Raw genomic sequence first — 16399 nt, forward strand, 5'->3', positions numbered from 1 at the left:
CTTCGAAAGCGGTTACAGGCCCTTGGCCTTGAGGCGCGCGTCCAGGCGCGAGAACACGCGGCGCGTATTGCCTTCGTAGATCGCGTGCTTGTCGTCGGCCGACAGGATCTTCGAGGCTTCGATGTAGCGCTTGGTGTCGTCGTAGTAGTGGCCCGTGGTGGGGTCGATGCCGCGCACCGCGCCGATCATCTCGGAGGCGAACAGCACGTTCTTCACCGGGATCACGGTGTTGAGCAGGTCGATGCCGGGCTGGTGGTACACGCAGGTGTCGAAGAACACGTTGTTGAGCACGTGCTCGGTCAGCAGCGGCTTCTTCATCTCCTGCGCCAGACCGCGGAAGCGGCCCCAGTGGTAGGGCACCGCGCCGCCGCCGTGCGGGATCAGGAACTTCAGCGTGGGGAAGTCCTTGAACAGGTCGCCCTGGATCAGCTGCATGAAGGCCGTGGTGTCGGCGTTGAGGTAGTGCGCGCCGGTGGTGTGGAAGCAGGCGTTGCAGCTCGTGCTCACGTGGATCATGGCGGGCAGGTCGTACTCCACCATCTTTTCGTAGATGGGGTACCAGTGGCGGTCGGTCAGCGGCGGGCTGGTCCAGTGGCCGCCCGAGGGATCGGGGTTGAGGTTGATGCCGACCGCGCCGTATTCCTTGACGCACTTCTCCAGCTCGGGAATGCAGGTGGCCGGATCGACGCCGGGCGACTGCGGCAGCATGGCCACGGGCACGAAGTGCTCGGGGAACAGCGTGGACACGCGGTGGCAGAGCTCGTTGCAGATCGCGGCCCAGGTGCTCGACACGGCGAAGTCGCCAATGTGGTGGGCCATGAAGCTCGCGCGCGGGCTGAACAGCGTGATGTCGCTGCCGCGCTCCTTCATGAGCTTGAGCTGGTTGGTCTCGATGGACTCGCGCAGCTCGTCGTCGCTGATCTTCAGGTCCGCCGCTTTGGGCATCTGCGCCGGGTCCTTGATGCCCGCGATCTGGGCGTTGCGCCAGTTCTCCAGCGCCTTTGGGGCCGTGGTGTAGTGGCCGTGGCAATCGATGATCAGTGACATGGGGTCTCCTTGGGGTGTTCTGGTGTTGGAAAGACTCAGGCCGCGGCGGACATGCCCTGGCGCTGCTTGGCGGCGTCGGCCTCGGGCGTGTTCATGAAGGCCAGCAGCGCGCGCACCGCGTCGGCGCGCGCGGTGTTCGCGGGGATGCCCGCACTGAACACGGTGACGATCTGGATGGCCTCGGGCAGCGGGCCCACGATGGTGATGCCCGGCACGTTGAGCAGCTCGCTCAGTTGCTGAAAGCCCAGCGCCACCTCGCCCTTGGCCACCAGCGAGGCCACGGGCACGCCCGGGGGCGCCTGCACCGTCTTGCCAGCCACCGCGTCGGCCATGCCCCAGCGCTCGAACAGCTTCTGCAGCGCCACGCCGCTGGGGCCGGTGGAGTAGCTGATGCGCTCGGCGGCCAGCACCGCGGCCTTCACGGCCGCTTCGCTCGAGAGGTCGGGCAGGGGGCTGCCTTCGCGCACGCAGGCGGCCACGCCGCTGCGCACCAGGTCCACACGCCCGGGCCGCAGGTGGCCGGCCGCAATCAGCTTGTCGATCGCGTCGCTGGCCAGGATCACCAGGTCGAAGGCCTCGCCGGCCGCGACGCGTTTGGCCGCGTCCACGCCGCCCACCGACTCGATGGCCACGGCCTGGCCGCTGCGCGCGGTGTAGGCCGCGGTGAGCTCGGCCAGCACCAGGCGGGTGGCCATGGACGAAATGCCCCGCAGGGCGCCGGCTGGGGTGGAAGGGGCGGATGGGGTGTTGGGCATGGCCGCGCATTGTGGCCAGCCCGCCGCTGTGCGAAAACCCACACGTCGGGCTATCAGCTAGAACAAAATCCGATATCTCGGATCTGCAGCCCCATGGACCTCAAACAACTCGAATACTTCGTGCGCGTGGCCGAGCTCGGCAGCTTCACGCGCGCCGCCATCGCGCTCGACGTGGCCCAGCCCGCGCTGTCGCGCCAGGTGCGCCTGCTCGAGGTGGAGCTGCGCCAGACCCTGCTGGTGCGCAACGGCCGCGGCGCCACGCCCACGGAGGCCGGCAAGCTGCTGCTGGCCCACGGGCGCGGCATCCTGCACCAGGTGGAGCGCGCGCGCGAAGAGCTGGGCCGGGTGCGCGGTTCGCTCGCGGGCCGGGTGGCGCTGGCGCTGCCGCCCAGCCTGGCGCGTGTGCTCACGGTGCCGCTCACGCGTGCCTTCCGCCAGCGCCTGCCCGAGGCCAGCCTGTCGATCAGCGAGGGCCTGTCGACCAGCATGCAGGAGTGGCTGCTCACCGGGCGCATCGACATCGCGCTGCTCTACAACGCGCAGCCCATGCCCGAGATCGAATTGCAGCCGCTGCGCGAGGAAGCGCTGTGGCTGGTGCAGCCGCGCCCGCCGGGCCTGAGCGAAGACCCCCCGCCCTCGCCGCTGCCCTTGCGCGAGCTGGCCGACGTGCCGCTGATCATCCCGAGCCGGCCCAACGCGCTGCGCATGCAGGTGGAGGCCGAGCTCGCCAACATCGGCTGCCGGCCGACCGTGGCGCTGGAGATCGACGGCGTGTCGGCCATCCTCGACCTGGTGGCCGACGGCGCGGGCGCCGCCCTGCTCTCGCGCAACGCGGTGGCCAGCTCGGTCCGGCCCTCGGCCTACAGCCTGCGCGGCATCACGCCGCCGCTGCGCACGCGGCTGAGCCTGGCCACCAGCTCACAACGCCCGGCCACGCTCACGCAGCAGCAGACGCTGGGGCTGATCGCGGAAACGCTGGAGGCGGTGAGCCGGGCCTGAGCGCGCGCGGCGCTCAGATCAGGCCCGCGCTGCGCGCCGCCGCCTCCAGGCCCTTGTAGTTCTCGGGCCGGGTCTCGATGTAGCGCGTGGCGCGGTTGAGCTTGAGGATCTCGGCCTGCTCGGGCACCGCGGGCGACAGACCGATCAGCGCGGCCTTGACCTTGTCCTGCATGGCCTTGGGCATGTCGGCGTGCACCGACCAGTTGTAGTTGAAGTAGCCGGGCGTGGTGTAGAACACATCGACCGCCTTGGTGTCGACCTTGTTCTCGCCCACGAACTTGCGCCACACCGTGATGTCGAGCGCCGCCGCGTCGACCTTGCCGCTCACCACCGAGGCGATGGTCGCGTCGTGCGCGCCGCTGTAGGCCACGCGCGCGAAGTCTTTCTCGGGGTTGATGTTGGCCTGCAGCAGGAAGCTGCGCGGCATGAGGTGGCCCGAGGTGCTGCTCTGCGAGCCGAACGACACCTGCTTGCCTTTCATGTCGGCCAGCGACTTGATGCCCGAATCGGTCTTGGCGATGAACACCGACTGGAACTTGGTGTCTTCTTCGCGCTGCGCGAGCGGCACCACCTTGCCGCCCGAGCGCAGGTTGGCCTGCACGAAGGTGAAGCCGCCGAACCACACCAGATCGACCTTCTTGTTCACCAGCGCTTCCACCGCCGCGGGGTAGTCGTTCACCGGGGTGAATTCCACCTTCACGCCGAGCTGCTTCTCGAGGTACTGGGCCAGCGGCGTGAACTTGCGCACCTGCTCGGTGGCGGCTTCTTCGGGGATGGTGGTGACGCGGAACACGGCCTGGGCCTGCGCGCCGAAGGCGATCAGGCCGGCGGCCAGCAGCAGCACGCCGCGAACGGGTTGGAAGAAGGAACGGAGACTCATGGCGGCTTCCTGATGAAGAGAGGAACGGACTCGAAGAAACGGCCGACGCCTTGCAGACAAGGGAAGGCGTCAGGCCGGCGGCGGATGTTACTGGCCCGGCGTGTCGCCCGGCGCCATCCAGTCGGTCAACACCGCATCGGCGCGGGGTTTGTGGAACTTGGGGCGGCCCTGGCCCTGCGGCGTGCCCAACACCATCCAGCCCACCAGGCTTTCGCCCGGGCGGCAGAAGGCCGACATCACGGCCTCGGCGCGCACCTTGCTGCCCGAGAGCATCTTGCCGCCGTAGCCCATGGCGTGGGCCGCCGTGAGGAAGTTGCTGAGCGCGCCGCCGAGCGCGATCCACTGCTCGTGCACGGTGGCCAGCGGGTGGCCGGCGTCGATGCGCGCGATCACGGCCACCAGCAGCGGTGGGTCGGTGGCGCGCGCGCGGTCGCGCAGCGCCTGCTCGGGGGCCTTGCCTTGCGCCAGCGCCACCCGCTCGAAGAGCGCACCGAGCCGCTCGCGGGCGCCGCCGCGCACCGCGGCGAACCGAAACGGGACCAGGCCCGCGTGGTCCGGGGCGCGCAGGGCCGCCTCGGTCATGCGCAGCAGATCGGCCGGGCTGGGCGCGGGGCTGCGCAGGTGGCGCGTGCCCACGGAGACACGCGTGAGCCAGGGGGTCAGGGGATCGGCCGGGCTGGCGGGGGTGTCCATTCGGGGCACGGGCTCGCGGCGCTCAGCCCAGGCGCTGCGCGATCTCGGCCACCAGCGCGCGCGCCAGCGAGTGCTTGTCGGCGCGCGGCAGTTCGCGCGCGCCCTGCGCGTCAACCAGCAGCAGCGCGTTGTGGTCGAGGCCGAAGGTGTCGGGGCCGATGTTGCCCACCAGCAGCGGCACGCCCTTGCGCGCGCGCTTGGCCTGGGCGTGGGCCAGCAGGTCGTGGCTTTCGGCGGCGAAGCCCACGCAATAGAGCGCGCCGCTTTGCGCACGCGCACTGGCGGCCACGCTGGCGAGGATGTCGGGGTTCTCCACAAAAGCCAGCGCGGGCACAGCGCCGCTGCCGTCTTTCTTGATCTTCTGGCCGGCCTCGGTGGCGGGCCGCCAGTCGGCCACCGCCGCGGCGGCGATGAACACGTCGGCCGCGTCGGCGCTGGCCTGCACCGCGCGCTGCATGTCCAGCGCCGATTGCACGTCCACGCGCTGCACGCCGCGCGGCGTGGGCAAGGCCACGGGGCCGGCGACCAGCGTCACCTGCGCACCGGCCTCGCGCGCGGCGCGGGCGATGGCAAAGCCCATCTTGCCGCTGCTGCGGTTGGTGATGCCGCGCACCGGGTCGATCGCCTCGAAGGTGGGGCCCGCGGTGATCAGCACGTGGCGGCCCGCGAGGCGCTTGGGCTGGAAGTGGGCGATGAGCTCGTCGAGCAGCTCGTGCGGCTCGAGCATGCGGCCGTCGCCGGTTTCGCCGCAGGCCTGGTCACCCGAGCCCACGCCCAGCACCACGGTGCCGTCGGCGCGCAGCTGCGCGAGGTTGCGCTGCGTGGCCGGGTGGGCGTACATCTCGCGGTTCATGGCGGGCGCCACGATCAGCGGCACGCGCTCGATCGGGCGCGCCAGGCACAGCAGCGAGAGCAGGTCGTCGGCGCGGCCGTGCAGCAGCTTGGCCATGAAATCGGCGCTCGCGGGCGCGATCACGATGGCGTCGGCCTCGCGGCTGAGGTTGATGTGGGGCATGTTGTTGCCCTCGCGGGCGTCCCACTGCGAGCTGTAGACCGGCCGGCCCGACAGGGCCTGCATGGTCACCGGGGTGATGAAGTGTTCGGCCGCCTCGGTCATGACCACCTGCACCGTGGCGCCGGCCTTGATCAGGGCGCGGCAGAACTCCGCCGCCTTGTAACAGGCCACCCCGCCACTGAGGCCGAGCACGATGTGTTTTCCCGCGAGATCGCTCATGGGGCGCAATGTAGCAGCGCCCCGGGACAACCCCGAGGGCCTCAGGGCGGGCGGGGCACCCCACCTATAATCGGAATTTCCCACCTGAGCGAGCCCGCGGGCTCGCCCGAGTCATGACCAAATACGTGTTCGTCACCGGCGGTGTGGTGTCCTCCCTGGGCAAGGGCATTGCTTCTGCGTCGCTTGCCGCGCTTCTCGAATCGCGCGGCCTCAAAGTCACCCTCATCAAGCTCGACCCGTACATCAACGTGGACCCGGGCACCATGTCGCCGTTCCAGCACGGCGAGGTGTTCGTCACCGACGACGGCGCCGAGACCGACCTCGACCTGGGCCACTACGAGCGTTTCATCGAAACGCGCATGCGCAAGGCCAACAACTTCACCACCGGCAAGATCTACCAGTCGGTGCTCGAGAAGGAACGCCGCGGCGACTACCTCGGCAAGACCGTGCAGGTGATCCCGCACGTCACCAACGAGATCCAGGAATTCATCCGCAAGGGCTCGGGCGAAGGCACGGCCGACGCGGTCGACGTGGCCATCGTCGAGATCGGCGGCACCGTGGGCGACATCGAGTCGCTGCCCTTCCTCGAGGCCGTGCGCCAGATGAGCCTGCGCCTGGGTCCCAACAGCTCGGCCTTCGTGCACCTGAGCTACGTGCCCTGGATCGCCGCCGCCGGCGAGCTCAAGACCAAGCCCACGCAGCACACCGCCCAGAAGCTGCGCGAGATCGGCATCCAGGCCGACGCGCTGCTGTGCCGCGCCGACCGCCGCATTCCCGACGAAGAGCGCGCCAAGATCAGCCTGTTCAGCAACGTGCCCGAATGGGGCGTGATCAGCATGTGGGACGTGGACACCATCTACAAGGTGCCGCGCATGCTGCACGAGCAGGGGCTCGACGGCCTGATCTGCGACAAGCTGCGCCTGAACACGCCGCCGGCCAACCTCAAGCGCTGGGACGACCTCGTGCACGCGGTCGAGCACCCCAAGGCCACGGTGCAGATCGCCATGGTCGGCAAGTACGTCGACCTGTCCGACAGCTACAAGTCGCTCAACGAGGCGCTGCGCCACGCGGGCCTGAAGAACCAGGCCAAGGCCGCCATTTCGTACATCGACTCGGAAACCATCACCCCCGCCAACGTGGCGCAGGTGCTGGGGCACTTCGACGCCATCCTCGTGCCTGGCGGCTTCGGCAAGCGCGGCGTCGAAGGCAAGATCTGCGCGGCGCGTTTCGCGCGCGAGCACAAGGTGCCCTACCTGGGCATCTGCCTGGGCATGCAGGTCGCCACCATCGAATACGCGCGGCACGTGGCCGGCCTCAAAGACGCCAACAGCACCGAATTCGAAGCCGACACGCCGCACCCCGTGATCGCCCTCATCACCGAGTGGAAGAACGAGGACGGCAGCATCCAGGTGCGCGACGCCAACTCCGACCTCGGCGGCACCATGCGCCTGGGCGCGCAGAGCTCCGACGTGGCCAAGGGCACGCTGGCGCACAGCATCTACGGCGACGTGGTGACCGAGCGCCACCGCCACCGCTACGAGGCCAACGTGAACTACCTCGACCAGCTGCGCGCAGCCGGCCTGGTGATTTCTGCACTCACGCAGCGAGAACAGCTCACCGAGATCGTCGAGCTGCCGCAAAGCGTGCACCCCTGGTACGTGGGCGTGCAGTTCCACCCCGAGTTCAAGTCCACGCCCTGGGCCGGCCACCCGCTGTTCAATGCCTACGTGAAGGCCGCGCTGGTGCACCAGGCCCAGCGCCAGCCGAGCAAGGCCGTGGCCTGATACCTGTCGATCGTTTTTTCTGAACCTGAGGACCCTTGATCCATGAGTGCCATCGTTGACATCGTCGGCCGCGAAGTGCTGGACAGCCGCGGCAATCCCACCGTTGAATGCGACGTGCTGCTGGAAAGCGGCGTGATGGGCCGCGCCGCCGTGCCCTCGGGCGCGTCCACCGGCTCGCGCGAAGCCATCGAGCTGCGCGACGGCGACAAGACCCGCTACCTGGGCAAGGGCGTGCTCAAGGCGGTCGAGCACATCAACACCGAGATCAGCGAGGCCGTGCTGGGCCTGGATGCCTCCGAACAGGCCTTCCTGGACAAGACCCTGATCGACCTCGACGGCACCGAAAACAAGAGCCGCCTGGGCGCCAACGCCATGCTGGCCGTGTCCATGGCCGTGGCCCGCGCCGCCGCCGAAGAAGCCGGCCTGCCGCTGTACCGCTACTTCGGCGGCATGAGCGCGGTGCAGATGCCGGTGCCGATGATGAACGTCATCAACGGCGGCGCCCACGCCAACAACAACCTCGACCTGCAGGAGCTCATGATCATCCCCGTGGGCGCGCCGAGCTTTCGCGAAGCGCTGCGCTGGGGCGCCGAGGTGTTCCACGCGCTCAAGAAGATCCTGCACGACAAGGGCATGAGCGTGGCCGTGGGCGACGAAGGCGGCTTCGCGCCCAACATCGACGGCCACGAAGCGGCGCTGCAGTTGCTGCTCGACGCCATCAGCGCCGCCGGCTACACGCCCGGCGAGCAGATCGCGCTCGGCCTCGACTGCGCCTCGAGCGAGTTCTACAAGGACGGCAAGTACCACCTCGAAGGCGAAGGCCTGGTGCTGTCCGCCGAGGAATGGACCAACGTGCTGGCCACCTGGTGCGACAAGTACCCGATCGTGAGCATCGAAGACGGCATGGCCGAAGGCGACTGGGACGGCTGGAAGGTGCTCACCGAGCGCCTGGGCCAGCAGGTGCAGCTGGTGGGCGACGACCTGTTCGTCACCAACACCAAGATCCTCAAGGAAGGCATCGACAAGCGCATCGGCAACTCGATCCTGATCAAGATCAACCAGATCGGCACGCTGACCGAAACCTTCGCCGCCATCGAGATGGCCAAGCGCGCGGGCTACACCGCGGTCATCAGCCACCGCAGCGGCGAGACCGAGGACAACACCATCGCCGACATCGCCGTGGGCACCAACGCCGGCCAGATCAAGACCGGCTCGCTCTCGCGCTCGGACCGCATGGCCAAGTACAACCAGCTGCTGCGCATCGAGGAAGACCTGGGCGACGTGGCGGTGTACCCGGGCCGCGACGCGTTCTACAACCTGAAATGATGTTCGCCCCCACGCTCCGCCGCTCCGCGGGTCGCTGCCCCCCATGGGGGCTGGCCTTGCTTGGGGCGGCCCGGCGCGGCGGCCGGCTTCAAGGGAGTTTCTGAATGGGTGCTCGCCTGATCCCCGGCTTGCTCGTGGCACTGCTGCTGGTGCTGCACGCCCAGCTGTGGTTCGGGCGCGGCAGCGTGCCGCAGGTGAAGAAGCTCGAGCGCGAGCTCGTGGCCCAGCAAAAGGCCAACGCCGACGCGCAGCAGCGCAACCAGCAGATCGCCAGCGAGCTGCGCGATCTGCAGGAAGGCCTGGAAATGGTCGAAGAGCTCGCGCGGCGCGAGCTGGGCATGGTCAAGCCCAACGAAATCTTCGTGCAGATCGCGCGCTGAGCCGCGCGCCCTCGCCCATGCTCAGCGTCGCGCTGCTCGGCGGCGAATCCAGCGGCAAGAGCACGCTGGCACGGCAGCTCCACGAGGCCCTGGCGGCGCAGGGCCTGGCCACGGCCCTGGTGCCCGAGCACCTGCGCGCCTGGTGCGAGGCCGCGGGCCGCGCGCCCCTGGCGCACGAGCAGGCCGCCATCGCGGCCGAACAGACCGCCCTCATCGAGCAGGCCCGCGCCGGCGTGGTCATCGCCGACACCACTGCCCTGGTGGTGGCGGCCTACAGCGAGCACTACTTCGGCGACCGCAGCCTCTGGCCCGAGGCGATCGCGGCGCAGCGGCGCATCGGCCTCACGCTGCTCATGGGCCTGGACCTGCCCTGGCAGAGCGACGGCTTCTTCCGTGAGAGCCCTGCGGTGCGCGAAGCCATCGATGCCCTGCTGCGGCGCGAGCTGCAGGCCGCGGGCGTGGCCTACCAGACCATCTACGGACAGGGCCCGCAGCGCCTGCGCGCCGCGCTCGCGGCAGTGGCCACGGCCCTGGGCCGCGGCCTGTTGCCCGACGACCCGGTGCTGCGCGAGGGCACGGGCCGCTGGCAGTGCGAAGCCTGCAGCGACCCCGAGTGCGAACACCGGCTGTTTCGCGCGCTCATCGCGCGCCGCGGCGGCTGATCAGTGCTGCTGGTCGCTGCCGGGCGGCTGGTTCTGCACCTTCAGAAAGATCTGCGCAGCGTCCACCGGATCGAAGGTGTAGCCCGCGCCGCAGAACTCGCAGTTCACCTGTACGCCGCCCTGCTCTTCGATGATGGACTCAACCTCGTCGCGGCCCAGCGTGCGCAGCATGTTGCCCACGCGCTCGCGCGAGCAGGTGCACGCAAAGCGCGGCCCCGTGTTGCCGTGCAGCGGCTCGAAGCGGCGCAGGTCTTCTTCCCAGAACAGGCGCCGCAGGATGGTCTCGGCGTCGAGCGTGAGCAGCTCTTCGCGCTTGAGGCTGGAGGCGAGGATGGCGATGCGGTTGTAGTCCTCGTTGCGGCCGATCTGGTCCTCGTCGCGCTGGGTCGACTGGCCCGCGAGGTTGGCCTCGCCCTGCAGCGGCAGGCGCTGGATCAGCAGGCCCGCGGCCATCTGGTCGTTGGCGGCCAGCACCAGCCGGGTGTCGAGCTGTTCGCTCTGCAGCATGTAGTGCTCGATCACCTCGCTGAGCTTCTCGAGCTTTTCGTGGCGGTCGCCGAACAGCGGCACCACGCCCTGGTAGGGCTGCTGGCCGGGCTGGCGGTCCTTGGGGTCGAGCGTGATCGCGCAGCGGCCCTGGTTGTTCACGTTGACCATGTGCGACAGCGGCGCGTCGTCGGCCACCTCGCCGGTCACGGTGGCGGTGGCGCGCAGGCGCAGGTCGGGCTGGATCTCGGCCACCGCAAGCTTCACCGGGCCGTCGCCCTGGATCTGCATCACCAGTGCGCCATTGAACTTGATGTTGGCCTGCATCAACGTGGCCGCGGCCGTCATCTCCCCGAGCAGCTCGGTCACGGCCACCGGGTAGCCGCCGGCCTGCTCACGGCGCTGCAGGATCTCCTGCCAGGCGTCGGTGATGCGCACCAGCATGCCCCGCACGGGCAGGCCTTCGAACACGAATTTGTGGAGCTCGGACACGGGTTTCCTTCGAACGAAAGACCGGCAGATGGCGCTCAGCCGATGCTTTTCAAGCCTTTGCGGTAACGCTCGGCGTTTTCAACGTAATGGGCCGCGCTGCGGCGCAGGCCCTCGATCTGCTCGGGCGTGAGCTGACGCACGACCTTCGCGGGGCTGCCCAGGATCATGGAGCCGTCGGGAAACTCCTTGCCCTCGGTGACCAGGGCACGGGCGCCCACCAGGCAGTTCTTGCCGATCTTCGCGCCGTTGAGCACGGTGGCGCCGATGCCGATCAGCGTCTCGTCGCCGATCTGGCAGCCGTGCAACATCACCTGATGGCCGATGGTCACGCGCTCGCCCACCACCAGCGGAAAGCCGTAATCGGCGTGCATCACGGTGCCGTCCTGCACGTTGCTGTCCCGGCCCACGGTGATGGTCTCGGTGTCGCCGCGCAGCACGGCGCCGAACCACACGCTGCTGCCCTCGGCGAGCTGCACGTTGCCCATGACCTGGGCGCTGTCGGCCACCCAGGCCGATTCGGCCAGCTGCGGCGCAATGCCATCGAGTTCGTACAAGGCCATCGGGGTCTCCTGCGGATGGGTGTCGGAAAGGCTTGGGATCGCAAACCTAGAATTGTAGGGATGCCCCCCACCCCATCGCTGCGCCGCGAGGCGCTGGCCGCGCTGTGCACCGCCGAACCGGCCGACAAGGCCGCGCGCACGCACGCACTCTGGCAGCGCTGGCGCGCCCTGGGCGCCGATGACACCGTGGCCTGGGACGCCGCCAGCGCCCTCGTGCCCGACCCCGCCCAGCCCCTGCCCGGCCGGCCCGAACGGCCGGTGCTGGTGGCACCGCACGCCGTCGCGCAACGATCGCCGTTCACGCGCGAAGGCCTGGCCGCGCTGGTGCACGCCATCGCGCACATCGAGTTCAACGCCATCAACCTGGCCCTCGACGCGGTCTGGCGCTTCGCCGCCATGCCGACCGATTTCTACCGCCAGTGGCTGCAGGTGGCGCACGAAGAGGCCACGCACTTCGGCCTGCTTAGCGAGCAGTTGCAGGCCCTGGGCCACGCCTACGGCGACTTTCCCGCGCACAACGGCCTGTGGGAAATGTGCGTGAAGACCCGGCACGACGTGACCGCGCGCATGGCCCTGGTGCCGCGCACGCTGGAGGCGCGCGGGCTCGACGCCACGCCGCTGATCCAGGCACGGCTCAGGCAGGTGAACACGCCCGAGGCGCGTCGCGTGGTGGAGATCCTCGACCGGATCCTGCGCGACGAGATCGGCCACGTCGCCGTGGGCAACCGCTGGTACGCCTGGCTGTGCGGGCGCCAGGGTCTGGCGCCGGTGGCGCATTACCGCCAGCTCGCGCGGCAGCACGCCGCGCCGCGCCTGCGCGGGCCCTTCAACCTCGAGGCCCGGCGCTCGGCCGGCTTCAGCGAGGCCGAGCTCGCGGAGCTGGCCGGCGCAGCGGCCGGCCAGCCCGAGTAGTACCGAAGACCCCATCGCGCCCGCCCCGGGCCCGGCGCGCGTGGTGTTCATCATGATTCCGGCACACAAGATGCCCCGTTCAAGGGAAACCCCCCTGTGTCGATACCCCCGATGGCATAGCATGGCCCTCAGCTATCCCCACCGCGCATGACCAACAGACGCATAGAGCTCGACGACTACCTGGGGCAGGCCTTCCACCGCATCCCGGTGGCCATGATCGTGGTGAACCAGCGTGGCGAAATCACGCGGGTCAACCAGCTGGCCGAAACCACCTTCGGCTACGACGCGCCCGAGCTCATCGGGCGCCCGGTCGAGGTGCTCATCCCCACGCGCTTTCGCGCGGCGCACCCGGGCTACCGCCAGGGCTTTCTCGCCGAAACCACGGCGCGCCCCATGGGCCTGGGCCGCGACCTCAGCGGCCTGCGCAAGGACGGCAGCGAATTCCCGGTCGAGATCGGCATCAACCCGGTGGAGACCGGCGAAGGCACCATGATCCTGTCGGTGATCCTGGACCTGTCGGAGCGCAAGCAGGCCGAAAAGCGCATCCAGGACGCGCTCACGCAGAAAGACCTGCTGCTGCGCGAGGTGCACCACCGCGTGAAGAACAACCTGCAGGTGATCCACAGCCTGCTCGACCTGCAGGCGCTCAAGCTGAGCGACAACGAGGTGGTGGAGGTGCTGCGCGACAGCCAGAACCGCATCCGCTCGATGTCGCTGATCCACCAGACGCTCTACCAGTCGCGCAACTTCGCGCGCGTGGACTTCCAGCGCTTCCTCGACGACCTGCTGCCCAGCCTCACCGAGTCGTACCGCTCGGTGGCCGGCAAGGTCGACATCGTCGTCGACGCGCACAAGGTGCAGCTGCCCATCAACGAAGCCATTCCCTGCGGCCTGGTGATCAACGAGCTGGTGAGCAATGCGCTCAAGCACGGCTTCGCCCAGGGGCGCAGCGGCCGCATCGAGGTCTCCATCCAGCAGCTTGCCGAGCGCCAGGTCGAGCTCTCGGTGAGCAACGACGGCGAACCCATCGCCGCCGACCTGAACCTTGAACACACGCCCTCGCTCGGCCTGCAGCTGGTGCAGCTGCTGGCGCGTCAGCTCAATGGCAGCCTGCAGGTGCAGCGGGCCGCGCCCACGCGGTTCACGCTGCGCTTTGCACTCGGAGGCGACACATGAGCGCGCAACCCAAGATCCTCATCGTCGAAGACGAAGGCATCGTCGCCTTCAACCTGCAGCAGCGCTTGCAGCAGATGGGCTACCAGGTCACCGGCCTGGCCGAATCGGGCAACGAAGGCCTGTCGCTGGTCTCGAGCCAGCGGCCCGACCTGGTGCTCATGGACATCCACATCAAGGGCGAGATGGACGGCATCGAGCTCGCGCGCATGCTCACGCGCGACCACGCGCTGCCCATCATCTACCTCACCGCCTACTCGGAAGACACCACGCTGGAGCGCGCGCGCCAGACCCAGCCCTACGGCTACCTCATCAAGCCGTTCTCCGAACGCGAGCTGCACGCCACCATCCAGATGGCGCTCGAACGCCACCAGGTGCAGACCGCGCTCAGGGACAGCCAGCAGCTGCTGAACCAGGCGCTCGAGGCCGCGCTGATGGGCACGATCGAGATCGACCTGGCGCACGACACCGTGCGCATGAACGGCGCGCCCGGCGCCACGCTGGGCTTCGTGTCCGGGCAGGCGCAAACCGTCGACGCCTTCCTGGCCAGGCTGAGCGCCGCCGACCGCGAGCAGATGCGCGAAGACCTGCGCCCCGGCGTGAACCGGCGCCACGTGCTCAGCCTGGTGAGCACCGAAGGCCTCGAACACTGGCTGCAGATCGACGTCACCACCACCGACGACGGCCGCATGCGCGGCGTGGTGCAGGACGTGAGCGCGCGCGAACGCGCGCGCCTGGCGATGCTGCGCACCAACGAACAACTCGAAGAGCGCGTGGCCGAGCGCACCGCCGAACTGCGCCAGCACGTGCAGGAACTCGAGGCCTTCTGCCACACCGCCGCGCACGACCTGCGCTCGCCGATCCGCGCCATCGCGGGCCTGGGCGAGATCCTCACGGAACTGCACGGCGAGCAGCTCGGCGACGACGGCCGCCAGATGCTCGACCGCATGCGCCAGGCCGCGCGGCGCATGGGCGAACTCATCGAGGCCTTGCTCGGCCTGTCCAAGCTGTCGCGCGCGCCCCTGCACCCGCAGCCCGTGGACCTGGCCGTGATGGCGCGCGAGATCGGCGAGGCCTTGCGCCAGGCCGAGCCGGGCCGGGCGGTCGACTTCGACACACCCGACTCGCTGATGGCCACCGCCGACCCGGCACTGATCCGCAGCGTGCTCGACAACCTGTTGCGCAACGCCTGGAAGTTCAGCCGCGAGCGCGAACGCGCCCACATCCGCTTCAGCGCCGAGGAACAGGACGGCGAGCCGGTCTACGCGGTGAGCGACAACGGTTGCGGCTTCGACATGAAGCACAGTGCGCAGCTCTTCAGCCCCTTCTTCCGCCTGCACAGCGAACAGACCTATGGCGGCACCGGCCTGGGCCTGAGCATCGCGCAGCGCATCGTGGGCCGGCACGGCGGCCGCATCTGGGCCGAAGGCCGGCCGGGCGAAGGTGCCACGATCCGTTTCACGCTCGGCGCGTGAACCTCGCGGCCGCGCGGGGATCGCAAGGGGTGCCATGCGACGCAGACACCTCTTCTTCGCTCTGGGTGCCCTGAGCGGCGCGCCCGCCGCCGCGCACGCGGCCGACGCCGACGCCGACAGCGGCAAGCCGCCCGGTTACGCGGTGAGCACCGCGCAATTGCAACAGATGGTGGCGCAGCGTTTCCCGCTGCGCTACCCGGTGCACGGCGTGCTCAATCTCGACGTGCAGGCCCCGCGCCTGCAGATGCTGCCCGAGCAGAACCGCCTGCGCGCCGCGATGGCGGTGGAGGTGGCGGGCCCGCTGCTCTCGCGCGTGCACCCGGGCCGCTTCGACGTGGACTTCGCGCTGCGCTACGAGGCCAGCGACCGCACCGTGCGCGCCCACCAGCTGCGCCTGGCGCGGCTGAACTTCCCCAACATGCAGCCGCCCGCGCAGGAGCTGCTCAACACCTACGCCCCCGCCGTGGCCGAGCGCGCGCTGCAGGAAGTGGTGCTGCACCAGCTGCAGCCGTCCGACCTGCGCGCCATCGACACCATGGGCATGCAGCCCGGGCCGATCACGGTCACGAAAGACGGGCTGGTGATCGGGCTGGTGCTCAAGCCGCTGTGAGCGGCCCTAGCCCCGCGGGTGGTGCTGCGCCACCACGCTCTTGAGCCGCTCGCGCGCCACGTGGGTGTAAATCGTGGTGGTCGAGATGTCGGCGTGGCCGAGCAGCATCTGCACGGCGCGCAGGTCGGCGCCGTGGTTGAGCAGATGGGTGGCGAAGGCGTGGCGCAGGGTGTGCGGCGACAGCGGCGCGGTGATGCCCGCCTGCACGGCGTACTTCTTCACGAGTTGCCAGAACATCACGCGCGACATGGCCTCGCCCGCGCGCGCGCCGCGCGAGGTCACGAACAGGTCTTCGCTCGACTGGCCCTGCAGGATCGCGGGCCGGCCCTCGCCCAGGTAGCGCTGCAGCCACTGCCCCGCCACCGCGCCGAAGGGCACCAGACGCTCCTTGTTGCCCTTGCCGGTGATGCGCAGCACGTGTTCGCTCAGGCCCACGTGCCAGGTCTTGAGCGTGACCAATTCGCTCACGCGCAATCCGCTTGCGTACATCAGTTCGAGCATGGCGCGGTCGCGCAGGCCCAGCGGTGTGGCCGCGTCGGGCGCGGCGAGCAAGGCCTCGACCTGGGCCTCGCTCAGGGTCTTGGGCACGCGCAGCGGCTGGCGCGCGGGCAGCAGGCGCAGCGTGGGGTCGGCGGTGATCAGGTGCTCGCGCAGGGCCCAGCGGAAAAAGCGCTTGAACACCGTGAGCCGGCGGTTGGCCGTGGTGGCGCGGCTGGCCGCATGGCGCGCGGCGAAGTAGGCCTGGATGTCGCTTTCCTGCGCGTCCGGCAGGGCCGTGCCGCGTTCGCCCAGCCACTGGGCGAAGAGCGCAAGGTCGCGGCGGTAGGCGTCGAGCGTGTTGCGCGACAGGCCTTCTTCGAGCCAGAGGCTGTCGATGAAGGCCGACAGCGACGCGTGTTCGCTGCCGGCGGGGGCGTCGGGCATCGCGCTC

At 69.5% G+C, this 16399-nt stretch carries 17 protein-coding genes; 9 read left to right on the forward strand and 8 right to left on the reverse strand.

Features of this window, described 5'->3' with window-relative positions; all coding sequences use genetic code 11:
• Positions 1-12: 12 nt before the first annotated feature.
• Positions 13-1047: an amidohydrolase family protein gene (locus WDZ95_RS02305; RefSeq protein WP_425776014.1), complete on the reverse strand. Its 1035-nt coding sequence runs from the start codon at positions 1045-1047 to the stop codon at positions 13-15.
• A gap of 35 nt (positions 1048-1082) precedes the next feature.
• Positions 1083-1742, reverse strand: a complete 660-nt coding sequence (locus tag WDZ95_RS02310) for an extracellular solute-binding protein (protein WP_425776015.1) — start codon at positions 1740-1742, stop codon at positions 1083-1085.
• Positions 1743-1895: 153 nt separating this feature from the next.
• On the opposite strand from WDZ95_RS02310, the gene WDZ95_RS02315 reads away from it, so the two are divergent.
• Entirely contained in the window at positions 1896-2801 is a 906-nt protein-coding gene (locus tag WDZ95_RS02315; RefSeq protein WP_425776016.1) for a LysR substrate-binding domain-containing protein, read from the forward strand.
• Positions 2802-2814: 13 nt separating this feature from the next.
• Here WDZ95_RS02315 and WDZ95_RS02320 read toward each other — a convergent pair whose 3' ends face one another.
• The 3 genes from WDZ95_RS02320 to coaBC all read right to left on the reverse strand — a co-directional run bounded on the left by WDZ95_RS02320 (position 2815) and on the right by coaBC (position 5608).
• Positions 2815-3681, reverse strand: coding sequence for a putative selenate ABC transporter substrate-binding protein (locus tag WDZ95_RS02320; RefSeq protein ID WP_425776017.1), 867 nt, complete (start codon positions 3679-3681; stop codon positions 2815-2817).
• An 87-nt stretch (positions 3682-3768) separates the two neighbouring features.
• Positions 3769-4374 carry a nitroreductase family protein gene (locus tag WDZ95_RS02325; RefSeq protein WP_425776018.1) on the reverse strand — a complete coding sequence of 202 codons (606 nt, stop codon included), beginning with the start codon at positions 4372-4374 and terminating at the stop codon, positions 3769-3771.
• A gap of 22 nt (positions 4375-4396) precedes the next feature.
• Positions 4397-5608 (reverse strand): bifunctional phosphopantothenoylcysteine decarboxylase/phosphopantothenate--cysteine ligase CoaBC, encoded by a 1212-nt coding sequence (gene coaBC / locus WDZ95_RS02330; protein WP_425776019.1) that lies wholly within the window; start codon positions 5606-5608, stop codon positions 4397-4399.
• Positions 5609-5721: 113 nt separating this feature from the next.
• Between coaBC and WDZ95_RS02335 the strand changes: the two genes are divergently transcribed.
• The 4 genes from WDZ95_RS02335 (at position 5722) to WDZ95_RS02350 (ending at position 9760) form a co-directional block, all read left to right on the forward strand.
• Positions 5722-7392 (forward strand): CTP synthase, encoded by a 1671-nt coding sequence (locus WDZ95_RS02335; protein WP_425776020.1) that lies wholly within the window; start codon positions 5722-5724, stop codon positions 7390-7392.
• A 42-nt stretch (positions 7393-7434) separates the two neighbouring features.
• Entirely contained in the window at positions 7435-8718 is a 1284-nt protein-coding gene (gene eno / locus WDZ95_RS02340) for a phosphopyruvate hydratase (RefSeq protein ID WP_425776021.1), read from the forward strand.
• A gap of 104 nt (positions 8719-8822) precedes the next feature.
• Positions 8823-9098, forward strand: coding sequence for a septum formation initiator family protein (locus WDZ95_RS02345; protein ID WP_425776022.1), 276 nt, complete (start codon positions 8823-8825; stop codon positions 9096-9098).
• A gap of 17 nt (positions 9099-9115) precedes the next feature.
• Positions 9116-9760 carry an AAA family ATPase gene (locus WDZ95_RS02350; protein ID WP_425776023.1) on the forward strand — a complete coding sequence of 215 codons (645 nt, stop codon included), beginning with the start codon at positions 9116-9118 and terminating at the stop codon, positions 9758-9760.
• On the opposite strand, the gene WDZ95_RS02355 is transcribed toward WDZ95_RS02350, so the two are convergent.
• On the reverse strand, positions 9761-10738 hold the full coding sequence (locus tag WDZ95_RS02355) for an Hsp33 family molecular chaperone HslO (RefSeq protein WP_425776024.1): 978 nt from the start codon (positions 10736-10738) through the stop codon (positions 9761-9763). It lies immediately after the preceding gene.
• Between the two features lie 35 nt (positions 10739-10773).
• Positions 10774-11298, reverse strand: a complete 525-nt coding sequence (locus WDZ95_RS02360) for a gamma carbonic anhydrase family protein (protein ID WP_425776025.1) — start codon at positions 11296-11298, stop codon at positions 10774-10776.
• Positions 11299-11358: 60 nt separating this feature from the next.
• Here WDZ95_RS02360 and WDZ95_RS02365 point away from each other — a divergent pair, with 60 nt between their 5' ends.
• From WDZ95_RS02365 to WDZ95_RS02380, 4 genes are all read left to right on the forward strand, one after another.
• Positions 11359-12210, forward strand: a complete 852-nt coding sequence (locus WDZ95_RS02365) for a ferritin-like domain-containing protein (protein ID WP_425776026.1) — start codon at positions 11359-11361, stop codon at positions 12208-12210.
• Positions 12211-12357: 147 nt separating this feature from the next.
• A complete protein-coding gene (locus WDZ95_RS02370; RefSeq protein WP_166227069.1) occupies positions 12358-13386 on the forward strand; it encodes a sensor histidine kinase in 1029 nt (342 codons plus the stop codon).
• The gene (locus WDZ95_RS02375) at positions 13383-14858 is read left to right on the forward strand and encodes a sensor histidine kinase (protein ID WP_425776027.1); all 1476 of its coding nucleotides are present in this window, start codon (positions 13383-13385) and stop codon (positions 14856-14858) included. The genes WDZ95_RS02370 and WDZ95_RS02375 overlap by 4 nt, the downstream gene beginning before the upstream one ends.
• Before the next feature lie 34 nt (positions 14859-14892).
• Positions 14893-15468, forward strand: a complete 576-nt coding sequence (locus tag WDZ95_RS02380) for a DUF1439 domain-containing protein (protein WP_425776028.1) — start codon at positions 14893-14895, stop codon at positions 15466-15468.
• A gap of 6 nt (positions 15469-15474) precedes the next feature.
• Here WDZ95_RS02380 and xerD read toward each other — a convergent pair whose 3' ends face one another.
• Positions 15475-16392, reverse strand: a complete 918-nt coding sequence (xerD, locus tag WDZ95_RS02385) for a site-specific tyrosine recombinase XerD (protein WP_425776029.1) — start codon at positions 16390-16392, stop codon at positions 15475-15477.
• Between the last annotated feature and the right edge of the window lie 7 nt (positions 16393-16399).

It is taken from the genome of Hydrogenophaga sp. T2 (assembly GCF_049843535.1).
Taxonomy (GTDB): Bacteria; Pseudomonadota; Gammaproteobacteria; order Burkholderiales; family Burkholderiaceae_C; genus Hydrogenophaga; species Hydrogenophaga crocea.

Bases quoted from the DNA above. Each gene is read 5' to 3' on its own strand.
- WDZ95_RS02305 (WP_425776014.1), bottom strand. From the start codon at position 1,047: ATGTCACTGATCATCGATTGCCACGGCCACTACACCACGGCCCCAAAG.
- WDZ95_RS02310 (WP_425776015.1), bottom strand. From the start codon at position 1,742: ATGGCCACCCGCCTGGTGCTGGCCGAGCTCACCGCGGCCTACACCGCG.
- WDZ95_RS02315 (WP_425776016.1), top strand. From the start codon at position 1,896: ATGGACCTCAAACAACTCGAATACTTCGTGCGCGTGGCCGAGCTCGGC.
- WDZ95_RS02320 (WP_425776017.1), bottom strand. From the start codon at position 3,681: ATGAGTCTCCGTTCCTTCTTCCAACCCGTTCGCGGCGTGCTGCTGCTG.
- WDZ95_RS02325 (WP_425776018.1), bottom strand. From the start codon at position 4,374: ATGGACACCCCCGCCAGCCCGGCCGATCCCCTGACCCCCTGGCTCACG.
- coaBC (WP_425776019.1), bottom strand. From the start codon at position 5,608: ATGAGCGATCTCGCGGGAAAACACATCGTGCTCGGCCTCAGTGGCGGG.
- WDZ95_RS02335 (WP_425776020.1), top strand. From the start codon at position 5,722: ATGACCAAATACGTGTTCGTCACCGGCGGTGTGGTGTCCTCCCTGGGC.
- eno (WP_425776021.1), top strand. From the start codon at position 7,435: ATGAGTGCCATCGTTGACATCGTCGGCCGCGAAGTGCTGGACAGCCGC.
- WDZ95_RS02345 (WP_425776022.1), top strand. From the start codon at position 8,823: ATGGGTGCTCGCCTGATCCCCGGCTTGCTCGTGGCACTGCTGCTGGTG.
- WDZ95_RS02350 (WP_425776023.1), top strand. From the start codon at position 9,116: ATGCTCAGCGTCGCGCTGCTCGGCGGCGAATCCAGCGGCAAGAGCACG.
- WDZ95_RS02360 (WP_425776025.1), bottom strand. From the start codon at position 11,298: ATGGCCTTGTACGAACTCGATGGCATTGCGCCGCAGCTGGCCGAATCG.
- WDZ95_RS02365 (WP_425776026.1), top strand. From the start codon at position 11,359: ATGCCCCCCACCCCATCGCTGCGCCGCGAGGCGCTGGCCGCGCTGTGC.
- WDZ95_RS02370 (WP_166227069.1), top strand. From the start codon at position 12,358: ATGACCAACAGACGCATAGAGCTCGACGACTACCTGGGGCAGGCCTTC.
- WDZ95_RS02375 (WP_425776027.1), top strand. From the start codon at position 13,383: ATGAGCGCGCAACCCAAGATCCTCATCGTCGAAGACGAAGGCATCGTC.
- WDZ95_RS02380 (WP_425776028.1), top strand. From the start codon at position 14,893: ATGCGACGCAGACACCTCTTCTTCGCTCTGGGTGCCCTGAGCGGCGCG.
- xerD (WP_425776029.1), bottom strand. From the start codon at position 16,392: ATGCCCGACGCCCCCGCCGGCAGCGAACACGCGTCGCTGTCGGCCTTC.